The following is a 13,217-nucleotide window of genomic DNA, read 5'->3' as shown; positions in this document are numbered from 1 at the left end:
GACGAGACCATGAGCAGCGAGACGCTGAAGACCCTGTTCCATCCCTTTGCCAGCGGCACAGTCGCGGCGCCCGGCGAGGGCGAGCGCGTGCTCTTCCTCGGCGCCGAGGCAGGCTTTGCGCTGCCGGAAGGCTTCGCCGCCTCGCTCAGTGCCGTCCAGGGCTTCCGGCCGCTCTATCGGCAGCTGCTGGCCCAGCGGATCGAAGCGAAGCCGGAGATCAACGGCGAGGACTACGATGCGGCTCTGGTGCTCTGCACCAAGCACAAGGGTGAGAACGAGGCCAATCTTGCCGCTGCTATCGCCCGTACGCGGCTCGGCGGGCTGATCGTCGTTGCCGGCGCCAAGGAAGACGGCATCCAGCCGCTGCGCAAGCGGATGGAAGGTTTCAATCTCGCCGTCGACCATATGCCGAAATATCATGGCGTCGCCTTCTGGTTTGGCCGGCCGGCGGATGCCGACGAGATTATCTCCAAGCTGGCAAAGGCGCCGGTGCGTGTCGACGGCCGTTTCAATGCAACCGCCGGCATGTTCTCGCATGACCGCATCGATGCCGGATCGGAACTGCTTGCCTCGCGCCTGCCTGAGGATTTCACCGGCGACGTTGCGGATTTTGGCGCCGGATGGGGCTATCTCTCCGTCGAGCTGGCCCAGAAGTCGCGTGGACTGACGCGCCTCGACCTCTACGAGGCCGATCACGCAGCTCTGGAGGCTGCCAGGGATAATCTGGCGGAGAACTGCCCGAACGCGCCTGCGCGCTTCTTCTGGCACGATCTGGCGGGCGAACCGGTCAAAGACAAATACGATCTCGTCATCATGAACCCGCCCTTCCATGAGGGACACGCGGCCGAGCCGGCACTCGGCCAGGCAATGATCAAGACCGCCGGATCCGCCCTTCGCGGCGGCGGCCGCCTGATGCTCGTCGCCAATCGCGGCCTGCCTTACGAGCCGGTTCTGGCGGCGAATTTCAGGGAAAGCGGCGAAACCTGCCGCAACGCCCGGTTCAAGGTTCTCTGGGCGAAGAAATAAGCTTTACGCAGCCTCGATTTCCTTGCGGGCAGCACTCGCAAGAAAAGCCGAACGGGTCAGGCCGCGCTCTTTCGCGGCCTTGTCGATTGCATCCAACATGCCTTTGTCGAAGGTGACATTGGCTCGAACGGTGCGCGTCGTATCTTCGATAAAGGGAACACGCGTCAGAAAAGCACCGGCGGCCAGTTGCTCGCGGATATCCTGCCGGGAACTCATCTCGTCGTATGAGGACGGCATCGGCAGGGTTTCATCTTCTGCCCAGAGGCGAAGCGCTTCGATGGCGTTTGCAATCAGATCCTCCTCCTTATCGGCGGCGGAGAATACCGACGGCAGATCTGGAAAGCTGATCCCGAAAGGGCTGTCCTTGTCCTTATGCACGATGGCAATGAAATATTTCATGATTTGTCACTCGCATTCCATCCGGCCTGTTTCGCAATCTCTACAGCGCCGCGCGTCTTTTTAGACGCGCAAAGGACGCTGTAGCACTTTGAAGTGCTGCATAATTTTATCCTTAAATCGATTCCGATTTAAGGAATTATGCAGAGCGCGGTGCCGATCGGCAGATCCTTCTTCGGGTGCGGAACGATGATGGTCTGACTACGTCTTCGAAGCTTGTGGTGCGAGCCTTTGATCGAAACGACTTCGAAGCCTTCCCGCTTCAGCCTGGCAATAATCTTCTGCTATCGGAACAAGACTCTTATTCGACGTCCGCTTTGCGCAGCGTTTCCAGCGTCGGCATGGAGGTGACGTTGAAGCCGGCGTCGACGAAGTGGATTTCGCCGGTGACGCCGGAGGAAAGGTCGGAAAGCAGGTAGAGAGCCGAGTTGCCGACCTGGTCGATGGTCACGGTCTTGCGCAGCGGCGCATTGCGCTGGTTCCAGGAGAGGATCGCGCGCGCATCGGAGATGCCGGCGCCGGCAAGCGTACGAATCGGGCCGGCGGAAATGGCATTGACGCGGATGCCGCGCGGGCCGTAGTCGGCGGCGAGATAACGCACCGAAGCCTCGAGCGCCGCCTTGGCAACCCCCATGACGTTGTAATTCGGGATGACGCGCGTCGAGCCATTATAGGTCAGCGTCAGCATCGCACCACCATCTTCCATCAACGGAGCGCAGCGCTTGGCGATCTCGGTGAAGGAGAAACAGGAAATGACCATGGTGCGGCTGAAATTCTCACGCGTCGTATCGGCGTAGAGACCCTTCAGCTCGTTCTTGTCGGAAAAGCCGATGGCATGGACGATGAAATCGAGCTTGCCCCAGCGCTCGCTTATCGCATCGACGACGGCATCGACCGAGGCGATGTCCTCGACGTCGCAGGGCAGCACGAAATCCGAGCTGACCTCGGCAGCAAGCGGCTTGACGCGCTTGCCGAGCGCATCGCCCTGATAGGTGAAGGCGAGTTCCGCACCCTGTGCGGCGAGAGCTTTTGAAATTCCCCAGGCGATCGAGTGGTTGTTGGCGACGCCCATGACGAGCCCGCGCTTACCCTGCATGATTCCCGTCATATTATTATTATCCGTTATAGCGCTGGAAGACGAGCGTGGCGTTGGTGCCGCCGAAGCCGAAGGAATTGGAGAGGGCAGTGTCGATCTTGGCGTCGTCGATGCGCTTGCGCACGATCGGGACACCTTCGAATTCGGGATCGAGCTCGGTGATATGGGCGCTTTCGCCGATGAAGCCTTGCTGCATCATCAGCAGGGAATAGATCGATTCCTGCACACCGGCAGCCCCCAGCGAATGGCCGGTCAGCGACTTGGTCGACTGGATATGCGGGATCTTCGAGCCGAATACTTCGCGGATGGCGCCGATTTCCTTGCTGTCGCCGACCGGCGTCGAGGTGCCGTGGGTGTTGACGTAGTCGACATCGCCTTTGACGGTGGCGAGCGCCTGGCGCATGCAGCGGATAGCGCCTTCGCCCGAGGGGGCGACCATGTCGTATCCATCAGAGGTTGCGCCGTAGCCGACGATTTCGGCATAGATCTTGGCACCGCGGGCCTTGGCGCGCTCCAGCTCCTCGAGCACCAGCACGCCGGCGCCGCCGGCAATGACGAAACCGTCGCGGTTGACGTCATAGGCGCGCGAGGCGCTGTCCGGCGTGTCGTTATATTTGGAGGACATGGCGCCCATGGCGTCGAAGAGGTTGGACATCGTCCAATCGAGATCCTCGTGGCCGCCTGCGAACATCACGTCCTGCTTGCCCCACTGGATCATCTCGGCGGCGTTGCCGATGCAATGCGCCGACGTCGAGCAAGCCGACGAGATCGAATAATTGACGCCGTGGATCTTGAACCAGGTGGCGAGCGTGGCCGATGCGGTCGAGGACATCGCCTTCGGCACGGCGAAGGGGCCGATGCGCTTCGGGCTGTTGTTTTTGACGGTGATTTCGGCGGCCTCGATCAGGGTGCGAGTGGACGGACCGCCAGAGCCCATGATGATGCCGGTACGCTCGTTCTGAGCGTAGTCTTTCTCTTCCAGGCCGGAATCGGCGATCGCCTGCTTCATGGCCACATGGTTCCAGGCGCCGCCCTGCGACAGGAAACGCATGGCGCGGCGGTCAACCAGTTCGGCAAGTTCCGCCGAACCGAGCTTGGGACTGCCCCAGACCTGGCACTTGAACCCATGTTCGGCAAAATCGCTCGAAAAGGAGATACCCGACTTTGCCTGCCGCAAGGATTCGGTGACTTCGGCTGCGTCGTTTCCGATCGAGGACACGACACCCAGACCTGTGACAACTACCCGTCTCATCTGATCAAACCTTTGTTGTTTTCGTCAGCCGCTCGAAATGCGGTTTCAGGCCGTCTTGTCTTTCGATAGACCGACGCGAAGATCGGCCGCCTGATATATGGTCTCGCCGTCCGCCTTTAGCCAGCCGTCGGCGGTGCCGAGGACCAGACGGCCGCGCATGACACGTTTGAAATCGATGCCATATTCGATCAGCTTCGTCTGTGGCCGGACCATGCCCTTGAATTTCACTTCGCCGGTCGAAAGCGCCATGCCGCGGCCTTCTTCGCCGAGCCAACCCAGAAAGAAACCGGTCAGCTGCCACATGCCGTCGAGACCGAGGCAGCCCGGCATGATCGGATTGCCTTCGAAATGGCAGGGGAAATACCAGTCGTCCGGGCGTACGTCGTATTCCGCTCTGAGGTAGCCCTTATCGAAGGTGCCGCCCGTTTCGGAAATGTCCGTGATGCGGTGAACCATCAGCATGGGCGGCAGGGGCAACTGCGCATTGCCGGGGCCGAACAGCTCGCCATGTGCGCAAGCGATGAGTTCTTCATACGAGAAGCTGGATTGTCTGGTCGTCATAAAGTTTCTTTTTCCCCCCGCGTCAAGCCGATGGATGTGAACGTGTAGTCCAAGTTCTTCAGAAAATGAAGCACAAGCAAGGCAGCTTCATTCATCGCCCCGGACCAGGCTTGCGCCATTATTTGGTGGTCGCATACAGGAAGGCTAGGGCTGGGACCAGACCTATTTGCGTCAAAAGCCCGTTTTTGCCGCGTTTATCAGGCTCCCGTCCCCATTGAACTATTGAAAGGCTCCGATGCAAAAGTTATACCGCTTAAAGAAACATGATTGCTTTATGCCAGAATAACCGGAGTTGGTTTTGATGACGGGTGCATTCCCGATCGCAATAGAGGTAAGGCTGCGCGGTGCAGGCCTGCGCCCCACCCGCCAGCGCGTCGCGCTCGGCGACCTCCTGTTTGCCAAGGGCGACCGGCATTTGACCGTCGAGGAACTGCATGAAGAGGCGGTTGCCGCCGGCGTGCCGGTGTCCTTGGCAACCGTCTACAACACGCTGCACCAATTCACGGAAGCCGGTCTCATCCGCGTTCTCGCCGTTGAGAGCGCCAAGACCTATTTCGACACCAATGTTTCCGACCATCACCATTTCTTCGTCGAAGGCGAAAACGAGGTGCTCGACATTCCCGTCAGCAACCTGACGATCGCCAATCTGCCGGAACCGCCTGAGGGCATGGAGATCGCCCATGTCGACGTGGTGATCCGCCTGCGGGCGAAGCAGGGCTGACGCCACCCCAGGCCACCCGAGACTTCACATGACATCGTCGGGATGCCGGCCGGGCTTGTGCCTGTAGGTCGGGAAGGTCCAGCCGAACCACAGGGCTCCGCCACGGACGGCAAAGGCCGCCACGACGCCGCAGGCAGACGCCAGATAGAGCTGCATTCCAAGCGCATTGGCGGCCGTGAACACACCGGCGCCGATAAGGGCTGCGGTCACGTAGATTTCCGGCCGCAACAGCACCGAAGGCTCGTTTGCCATCAGATCGCGCAGGATGCCGCCGAAGGTCGCCGTCAGCGTGCCGGTGACGATCGCAATCGTGGGCGAGCCGGTGGCGGCGAGGCCCTTGGCGGCGCCGATCACGCAATAAGCGGCAAGGCCGATCGCATCCAGCCAGATCAGCAGGCGATAGCGCGATTCCAGCAGGTGGGCGGTGAAGAAAACGATGACGCCCACGATGCAGCAGACGAGGATATAGGCGGGGTTCAACACCCAGAAGACCGGAACGCGGCCGAGCACGATATCGCGCACGGTGCCGCCGCCCGTTCCCGTCACCATGGCGAAAAACAAAAAACCGATCAGGTCCAGTTGCTTGCGCGAGGCGGCGAGCGCGCCTGTCGCGGCAAACAGCGCAATGCCGGCATAATCGAGATAGACGAGCAAGGACATGCGGCCCCCGGAACCGGCGAACAATTTCCGGAAAGAAACACGGCGGCAAGGGCGGCGCAAGGCGGCGCGGCCATAAAGGTGAAGTCTTTGTTTGCTGCATGTCGTTGCCCCAAAACCGCTGCACACTTTGGGCGACATGCATTGGGAGCCTTTATCCGAAAGAGGAAAGCCGTGAAAACGCTGGTGCTCGCCGTTCTGAATATCGTTCTGCTGCTGGCCATGCCGGCTGCCGCCTTCGGTCAGCAATCGCTGATCTCCGACCCTGAGATCTACGAGAAGAAACATTTTCAGGAGCAGTGCAAGACGGCCGAGTTTGCCGACGGCCTCGTCGTCCGGCAGGATATCAACAATGACGGCTTGATCGACGCGGTGGTCAACGAGGGCCAGCTGACCTGCGACGGGCAGAAGGGGCCGCAATGCAATGATGACGGCTGCACCTATAATTTCTACCTGCAGGTTGCAGAAGGCGGTTATTTCATGATCGCAACCGCGCAGATCTATGGCTACGATTTCGTCCAGCGCTTCGGCAACATGGTGCTGGCGATGAAGATGCATCCGCGCTTCTGCGACCGCACCGAAGGTGATCCCTGCATCGTGACGGCGCGTGTCCGCGGCACGAAATTCGTCACCATCTCGAAGAAGTAACTCACCACGCATAACCCCGAAAGATTTTCGGGGTTATGCGTGGATTCAAAGCGATAGAGCGTCCTTTGCGCGTCCTGGCGGACACGCGGCGCTCTATTGCGGATAGAGTTCCGACGTGCGGCCGGCGAGATAATAGCCGACCAAGCCGTACCATTCGCGGATCGCGGTTGCCATGTTCTGCGCGTTGAGGGTCGGCTGGGTGAAATCAAACCCCAGCCTCACTTGGCCGTCGGTGCGATAATCGGTCGGCCAGGGCACGATATCGATGCCGAGCTTGCGGAAGATGCCGACGGATCGCGGCATATGGAAACCCGACGTGATCAGCAGGCAATTGGAAAGCCCCTGGCTTGCCAGGAATTCCTTGGTGTTGACGGCGTTTTCGAAGGTCGTGCGCGATTGTCTCTCTTCGATCAGGCGATCCTTGCCAACGCCGAAGAGCGGGAAGAAACGCTCGGACGCCGCCGCATCACCTTCATAGATGCCGGAGAGGGAGCCGTCGCCGCCCGATACCAGAATGCGCGACTGCGGAAATTTCTGCGCGAGCCGCAGGGCTTCGACGAAGCGGTCGGCTCCGGCATTGAATTCTATGCCGTGGCGCGCCGTGTTCACCTCATTTTCGAAGCCGCCGCCGAGCACGATCATGCATTGCAGGTTATCGGGATCCGCGGGCGGCTTTGCGAAGCGCTGCTCGAGACCCTGCATCAGGAAGTTGCCGGCCGTGGTGTAGAGCGTGACGAAAAGGATGAGGGCTGAACCGGCTGCGCCGAGGATACTTAGGATACGCCAGCGCAGAAGGCCGGCAAGCAGAGCAAGGAAGACGAGGAAGAATGCCAGCGACAGCGGCTGAGCGAAAATCCAGACAAGCTTCGAAATGACGAACAAGACCTACTCCTTGAGGATGGGCGGCGGTCCTTCCTATCCGATTCGACGGTAACAGGAATGCGACGGTTCTATTTCATCCGCGCAACGGCGGATCGATGCGGCGCGATCTTCTGGTTAAAGCGCCGCTGAAGCGGCCGCGGGATAAGCATCGCGGCAAGCGCCAGCGCCATGGCGAAGAGGGAGACCAGCCACAGCGCATGCGCGCCCGTCAGTCGTGTCAGGACGGCCCCGGCGATCGCGCCGAGCACCATGCCGCCCCAGGGCACGATCTGGATCGTCCATTCGACACGACGATCGCCGATGATCCAGCGGCCGATGCCGCGGCCGAAACGCGACAGGGCGCCAGTCACATAGGTCAGCCCGATCGGCAGGCCTTCGATATGCTCGACGGCAGCGTTCACCATGCCCATGGAAAAAACGATCATGTAGAACCGCGCGAACAACATGTTCTGCACCGTCATCATCGAGGCGAGCGCCAGAACCAGCCCGACGCAGCCAAGCACCACGAAAATGCGGCGTTGCGAGACATGGGAAATGACGATGCCTGCCGCATTGCCAAGCACGAAAACGACGATCGCACAGATCAGGACCGCGGCGTGATAAAGATTGCCCTCGCTCAAGGCCAGTGCCGCCCGCGTGGTGTTTCCCGTCATGAAGGAAACGAAATCGCCGGTCAGCAGAAGACCGGTGGCATCGGTCATGCCGGCCAGAAACGAGATCGAGCCGACAAGGGCGAGCCCGGTCAGGGTTCGTCGGGTCCGGATGATGCGGCGGCGTCTTGCTCTGGTCATTGGCTGAAGGTCCTGGAGCCGAATCGCTGAGGTTGCGGCAACGAACATACATCGTCCTATTGAGGAATTGGCAAAGGTGATCGGAAGGGATGGGCGGACTTGAACGGCAAGACATTTTCGGCCATAGAGATGGCGTTGCTTCAGATCGAAGCTCCGTAAGCATTTACGTCAATCAACGCGCAACCCGCCGGTCGGAGCTGCGCAATTGTCTGATCGGCATCTTACGGAGATCAAAATGCCCAAAGGCAAACTCCCCAAACGTTACAATACGGTGGCCATGCCGCTCATCCTCTCGCTGCTGATGACCCGTGTCGTCTCGGCGATCAGCATCGTGAGAGCACAAGGCCTGACCGCGCCTGCACTTGCCATGTGGCCCTCCGCATGGGCGATCGCCTTTCCCGTCCTGCTATTGGTGCTGCCGATGGTCAAGCGGCTGACGGCTGTTATCGTCGAGATATGAAAAGCGCGAGGCGTAGGAGACGACTGCGAGCGTCGCCGACGATTTGTGCGGGGGTAGTTTCCCACCACGCCTCCGCACAGAAGGCGACGTCTCGTGAGTGGCGTTACCGCCAACAGCGCCACGAATCTATCATATGCCACGACATAAACAAATAGAGAACATTTGGTGCCGAATTGTGGAGAAAGGACGTCGTTATGCCGTCTGCTCAGGAACGCCGAAGGGTATCAATGCTAAAAGCCCGACGCAGGTCCAGGACGGCACAAGCTCCGGCGCGGTCAAAAGCGGCGAGAACATTGGCGTGATCCAATCGGCATGGCTGGTCGAGGGTTGGAAGGGACGGGCCGAAGTCCCCCTCCTTGCGTTCCATCCGGCAACGGCGCTCGATGTTCGATGAGCGGATATAGCGGATATTACGAATGTTGCCCGTGGTGTCGGCTATTTGAAATAAGAGGGTGAAAGAGGGAGGCCACTCGGCGGGTTCAGCCTGCCGCCCACCGCCTTGGTGAACAGCTTAATCCACCTTTCTGCGAATCCCTCTTCATCCTCTCCATCGATGGCCGCGGGTCCAAAAGCTGTTTGCCATCCGCTGACGACATTCGACAACGCCAGATGAAACTCCTGGGAACTAGGATTCAGGGCCACAGGTGCGTTCTCCATCGAGCCGTGGCGCCAATTGAAGAAGGATACCTCGCGCCACCTGTAACTGGTATCGTCTGGTATTTTGGCGTAGGCGAGCGTCGCGTTGAAAACGTAAAACTCAGGTTGATGATATGCTTGCCTATCAACGCGTCCTCCTACCCGCATTTTAGACGCGGCCAAAACATCCCACCCCGACTGGGCATCCGTCTCCGCTAACCTAGTGGGTTGATCGTAAGCCAGCTCCGCCGTGCCTAATTTAACGCCCCGATCGCTTCTTTCCACGACTTCTGACGCCGCCGCAATTTCATCGAATAAGCGGCTCATGATTCCCCGCAGCTCTGAGATCGCTTCGTCTGCCGCCACCTGGCGGGTTTGTCTGGCATCCTCCTCTGCCCGTCGCGCGGCCTCCGCAGCCAGTTGTTGCTGCACCACCTTAGCGCCGGCGATCGCCAAGCCTTCGCTTCCTGCCCTCAGTGGACGGGCGCTCACTTCAGAAATCACCTTTCGGCAACGTTCAAGCGACGGTCGATTTTCCGCATTTTTTCGGAGCATTAGTCTTACGAAACCCTCTAGTCGCTGATCGACGCCGTTCAGCGATGGGGGTTCGCTCTTGAGGTGCGCTTCCCGCACATCATCGACAGTTCCGAGAAATGGCGGCCGGCCGTTGATCATCGCATGTAGTATGCAGCCGAGCGCATAGACATCCGTCGCTCCTGCTGGCCGTTCGCCCCGCCATTGCTCTGGCGCAGCATATGTCGGAGTAAGCGAGCGGCGAAGCGTTTCGATGGATGTACTATCTTGAACGAATTTGGCGATACCGAAGTCAGCAATTTTCCAGCGTCCGTCATGATAGAGAATATTCGCTGGCTTGAGATCACGGTGAACGATATCGCCAACCTCCTCCAATCCCGATATAATGTCGAGCGCCACGTCTTTTGCCTGCTCCCAACCCAGCGGGCCGCTTTTCCCGATCCGATCTTGGAGGCTGAAGTCACAAACCGGCATCACCAAATAATAGCGATCACTGTTCGCATCCTGACCATGGTCAAATATCGGTACCACATGGTCCAATCGGCGGCTGGATAACGCCTGACCTATGTTCATCTCACGATGGGCGGCCGCATCTGCAGTAATTTTAAGCCGTTTTATAGCAACAGGCCCATCTTCGCCGTCACCATAAAACACTTCCCCGAAACCTCCTGCGGGCCCAAGCGGACGCCCATCGTCAAGCCTCCAAAGCCCACGAGAGAGCCTAATCTCGATCATCGCAGTCCCCTGTCAGTTGCAAGCACCGTTCTGCACGGCAATTTTTATCAGGCATCCGTAATATATCGAACGCTCTTACAAGCATTGCACAACTTTAAGCAATATTTGAGTTGCCTCCCGAAATCTAAAACGATCCCGTATGAAATTCTTCGCGCAGGCGGCCACAGTCTTTTCTTTGCGAACGCCCTGCCCGACGCCGACTTCAGATATTTCTTGAAAGCAAATGCCTGCGCTTTGTCGGAGAAAGCGAGATACGTCCTGACAGACCAAGGGACGTATTTTTCTGGCATTATGTTTTGCCAGACGCGACTTCAGATCGCCCGTCACGCTTACGCAAATAGCGATCCGGAAAATTCGGCACTATGGAGAATGTAGACGTACTTCATGGAAGGTTCATAGCCCGCCTACGTTGCTTTGCAACTTCGTCGCGGCAGCCTCCGCTTCCTTCTCGTCTTCGTCCCGTCAAGCCTTCCGGCTTGCCGAGCCGAAGCTCGAAGAGCGTAGGCTGGTGGAGCTAAGCGGGATCGAACCGCTGACCTCTTGCATGCCATGCAAGCGCTCTCCCAGCTGAGCTATAGCCCCATCAAGGTGGTCCGGCTGAGGGCCGGTCCTGGGATGCTCCTCAAGGCGCGTGCCCTTCGGAGTGGCGGCTTATTACTTCCGGTTTCCGGAGATAGCAAGCCTAAAAAAATGCGGCCCGGAGAATTTTTTCCTCACCGGGCCGAAATGCGGTCTCAGACTTCGTCTTCGTCGCCGGTCACGCCGATGATGTCGCTCATGTCGTCATCATCGTCGTCTTCGTCGGGTGTGAGGAAGGTATCGTCGTCGTCATCGCCTTCGATTTCGACATCGTCATCGCCGATATCGGGGATGTCGTCGCCAGCGGCGGCGTCATCGGCATCCTCAAGCGAAACCAGTTCGACTTCGGTGTTTTCAGTATCGACTTCCGCGACCTCGTCTTCCTCGGCAACCTCGGCGATCGCCGAGGTTTCTTCGAAGAAGGAGAGGGGATAGGATTTGCCGGTGTAAGGAGAGACGATCGGATCCCGGTTCAGATCATAAAACTTCTTGCCGGTTTCCGGATCGGTACGCTTGGTTCCAAGTTCCGCTTTCGCCACTATAAGCCTCGTGTGAATGACCGAATGCGAGATTCGGCAAATGCCGATCAAGCCGGCGTTCCATCGGAATTTATAAGCCGGTCCCCTTAATCGCTGTGGCTTCCCATGTCAAAGCCAAACTTTGCGATCGGAGCGCGGGGTTTTTGGCAAGCCGACGGATGACCGCCCGGCGCGTTTATGTTAACGAGCCGCAACAGCTGCAGAAGCGGCCGGGAATTGCGACCGGCCAAGCCTGTCTTATGGCAAAAATAAACTGCGTTTGCAAAGGATTACGCATGCTGCACGGCTCTGCGCCCAGGCCCGCCACCGCCCGCAAATCCGCCGGTCTTACGGGCAGCGTCCGTATTCCGGGCGACAAGTCGATCTCGCATCGGTCCTTCATGTTCGGCGGGCTTGCTTCCGGGCAAACCCGGATCACCGGCCTGCTCGAAGGCGAGGACGTGATCAATACCGGCCGGGCGATGCGGGCGATGGGCGCCAGGATTCGCAAAGAGGGCGCGCAGTGGGTGATCGACGGCACCGGCAACGGTGCGCTGCTTGCGCCCGACGCGCCGCTCGACTTCGGCAATGCCGGCACCGGCGTACGGCTGACCATGGGCCTCGTCGGCACCTACGACTTTCACTCCACCTTCATCGGCGACGCCTCGCTTTCGAAACGGCCAATGGGCCGCGTGCTCAATCCGCTGCGCGAAATGGGCGTGCAGGTCAGCGCCTCCGAAGGCGACAGGCTGCCGGTGACGCTCAGAGGCCCGGGAACACCGAGCCCGATCCGTTATCGCGTGCCGATGGCATCCGCCCAGGTGAAATCGGCCGTCTTGCTTGCCGGCCTCAATGCGCCGGGTGTCACCACGGTCATCGAGCCGGTGATGACCCGCGACCATACCGAAAAGATGCTGCAGGGCTTTGGTGCTGCCCTTTCCGTCGAGACGGATAGCGAGGGTGTGCGCACGATCCGGCTCGAAGGGCGCGGCAAGCTGACGGGCCAGGTGATCGACGTTCCGGGGGATCCCTCCTCCACCGCCTTCCCGCTGGTTGCGGCGCTGCTTGTCCCCGGCTCCGACATCACCATCGTCAACGTGCTGATGAACCCGACCCGTACCGGGCTGATCCTGACGCTGCAGGAGATGGGGGCCGATATCGAGGTGGCGAATGCACGTCTTGCCGGCGGCGAGGACGTGGCGGATCTGCGCGTGCGCCATTCGGAGCTCAGAGGCGTGACCGTCCCCGAAGACCGCGCGCCGTCGATGATCGACGAATATCCTATCCTCGCCGTCGCTGCCTGTTTCGCCGAGGGCGTGACCGTCATGAAGGGGCTTGAGGAACTGCGGGTCAAGGAGTCCGACCGCCTTTCGGCCGTCGCCGATGGCCTGAAACTCAATGGCGTCGACTGCGACGAAGGTGAGGATTTTCTCATCGTGCGCGGCAGGCCAGACGGCAAGGGCCTCGGCAACGCTGCCGGCGGCAGGGTCAGCACACATCTCGACCATCGCATCGCCATGAGCTTCCTTGTCATGGGGCTTGCCGCGGAGCATGCTGTGACGATCGACGACGCGGCGATGATCGCGACCAGCTTTCCCGAATTCATGACGTTGATGAAGGGTCTCGGGGCAAGGATCGAAGAGGTGCCGGAATAATGGTACCAGCTGCCGAGTTTCCGCAAAGACGATCTCCTTCGCCGCGATCGTGCGCTGCCGCAGGATTGAT

The 13,217-nt window shown here is 59.6% G+C and carries 16 protein-coding genes and 1 tRNA gene; 6 read left to right on the top strand and 11 right to left on the bottom strand.

All coding sequences use genetic code 11. The features are described from left to right. The first annotated feature begins 9 nt into the window (after nt 1-9). A complete protein-coding gene (locus B5P46_RS32250) occupies nt 10-1,026 on the top strand; it encodes a class I SAM-dependent methyltransferase (RefSeq protein WP_129422262.1) in 1,017 nt (338 codons plus the stop codon). A gap of 3 nt (nt 1,027-1,029) precedes the next feature. Here B5P46_RS32250 and B5P46_RS32245 read toward each other — a convergent pair whose 3' ends face one another. The 5 genes from B5P46_RS32245 to fabA form a co-directional block, all read right to left on the bottom strand. Next, a complete protein-coding gene (locus tag B5P46_RS32245; protein ID WP_129422261.1) occupies nt 1,030-1,425 on the bottom strand; it encodes a type II toxin-antitoxin system HicB family antitoxin in 396 nt (131 codons plus the stop codon). 128 nt (nt 1,426-1,553) lie between these two features. Then, nucleotides 1,554-1,700 carry a type II toxin-antitoxin system HicA family toxin gene (locus B5P46_RS32240; protein WP_129422347.1) on the bottom strand — a complete coding sequence of 49 codons (147 nt, stop codon included), beginning with the start codon at nt 1,698-1,700 and terminating at the stop codon, nt 1,554-1,556. A gap of 23 nt (nt 1,701-1,723) precedes the next feature. Then, nucleotides 1,724-2,530, bottom strand: coding sequence for an enoyl-ACP reductase FabI (gene fabI / locus B5P46_RS32235; RefSeq protein WP_129422260.1), 807 nt, complete (start codon nt 2,528-2,530; stop codon nt 1,724-1,726). Between the two features lie 7 nt (nt 2,531-2,537). Then, entirely contained in the window at nt 2,538-3,770 is a 1,233-nt protein-coding gene (gene fabB, locus B5P46_RS32230) for a beta-ketoacyl-ACP synthase I (protein WP_129422259.1), read from the bottom strand. Between the two features lie 45 nt (nt 3,771-3,815). Beyond that, nucleotides 3,816-4,331 (bottom strand): 3-hydroxyacyl-[acyl-carrier-protein] dehydratase FabA, encoded by a 516-nt coding sequence (gene fabA, locus B5P46_RS32225; protein WP_017962726.1) that lies wholly within the window; start codon nt 4,329-4,331, stop codon nt 3,816-3,818. A 301-nt stretch (nt 4,332-4,632) separates the two neighbouring features. Between fabA and irrA the strand changes: the two genes are divergently transcribed. After that, nucleotides 4,633-5,052 (top strand): iron response transcriptional regulator IrrA, encoded by a 420-nt coding sequence (irrA, locus tag B5P46_RS32220; protein ID WP_003544303.1) that lies wholly within the window; start codon nt 4,633-4,635, stop codon nt 5,050-5,052. Nucleotides 5,053-5,076: 24 nt separating this feature from the next. Here irrA and B5P46_RS32215 read toward each other — a convergent pair whose 3' ends face one another. Further along, nucleotides 5,077-5,712, bottom strand: coding sequence for a trimeric intracellular cation channel family protein (locus B5P46_RS32215; protein ID WP_129422258.1), 636 nt, complete (start codon nt 5,710-5,712; stop codon nt 5,077-5,079). 171 nt (nt 5,713-5,883) lie between these two features. On the opposite strand from B5P46_RS32215, the gene B5P46_RS32210 reads away from it, so the two are divergent. Further along, nucleotides 5,884-6,357 (top strand): hypothetical protein, encoded by a 474-nt coding sequence (locus tag B5P46_RS32210; RefSeq protein WP_129422257.1) that lies wholly within the window; start codon nt 5,884-5,886, stop codon nt 6,355-6,357. 93 nt (nt 6,358-6,450) lie between these two features. Here the strand turns inward: B5P46_RS32210 and B5P46_RS32205 are convergent, their stop codons facing one another. Both B5P46_RS32205 and B5P46_RS32200 read right to left on the bottom strand, forming a co-directional pair. Next, a complete protein-coding gene (locus B5P46_RS32205; protein ID WP_129422256.1) occupies nt 6,451-7,239 on the bottom strand; it encodes a YdcF family protein in 789 nt (262 codons plus the stop codon). A 68-nt stretch (nt 7,240-7,307) separates the two neighbouring features. After that, entirely contained in the window at nt 7,308-8,030 is a 723-nt protein-coding gene (locus tag B5P46_RS32200) for a YoaK family protein (protein WP_129422255.1), read from the bottom strand. A 235-nt stretch (nt 8,031-8,265) separates the two neighbouring features. Here B5P46_RS32200 and B5P46_RS32195 point away from each other — a divergent pair, with 235 nt between their 5' ends. Beyond that, nucleotides 8,266-8,490, top strand: a complete 225-nt coding sequence (locus B5P46_RS32195) for a DUF2798 domain-containing protein (RefSeq protein WP_129422254.1) — start codon at nt 8,266-8,268, stop codon at nt 8,488-8,490. Nucleotides 8,491-8,623: 133 nt separating this feature from the next. After that, nucleotides 8,624-8,884, top strand: coding sequence for a hypothetical protein (locus B5P46_RS32190; RefSeq protein ID WP_129422253.1), 261 nt, complete (start codon nt 8,624-8,626; stop codon nt 8,882-8,884). A gap of 41 nt (nt 8,885-8,925) precedes the next feature. Here the strand turns inward: B5P46_RS32190 and B5P46_RS32185 are convergent, their stop codons facing one another. The 3 genes from B5P46_RS32185 to B5P46_RS32170 all read right to left on the bottom strand — a co-directional run bounded on the left by B5P46_RS32185 (nt 8,926) and on the right by B5P46_RS32170 (nt 11,513). Continuing rightward, nucleotides 8,926-10,395: a serine/threonine-protein kinase gene (locus tag B5P46_RS32185; RefSeq protein ID WP_129422252.1), complete on the bottom strand. Its 1,470-nt coding sequence runs from the start codon at nt 10,393-10,395 to the stop codon at nt 8,926-8,928. 506 nt (nt 10,396-10,901) lie between these two features. Then, nucleotides 10,902-10,977 (bottom strand) — tRNA-Ala (locus tag B5P46_RS32175). Nucleotides 10,978-11,129: 152 nt separating this feature from the next. Beyond that, entirely contained in the window at nt 11,130-11,513 is a 384-nt protein-coding gene (locus tag B5P46_RS32170; RefSeq protein WP_129422251.1) for a TIGR02300 family protein, read from the bottom strand. 275 nt (nt 11,514-11,788) lie between these two features. Here B5P46_RS32170 and aroA point away from each other — a divergent pair, with 275 nt between their 5' ends. Further along, nucleotides 11,789-13,147 carry a 3-phosphoshikimate 1-carboxyvinyltransferase gene (gene aroA / locus B5P46_RS32165; RefSeq protein ID WP_129422250.1) on the top strand — a complete coding sequence of 453 codons (1,359 nt, stop codon included), beginning with the start codon at nt 11,789-11,791 and terminating at the stop codon, nt 13,145-13,147. The last annotated feature ends 70 nt before the right edge of the window (nt 13,148-13,217 follow it).

The sequence above is a fragment of the Rhizobium leguminosarum genome, assembly GCF_004123835.1.
GTDB lineage: Bacteria > Pseudomonadota > Alphaproteobacteria > Rhizobiales > Rhizobiaceae > Rhizobium > Rhizobium leguminosarum_M.
This window is presented reverse-complemented; position numbering and strand designations above follow the sequence as displayed.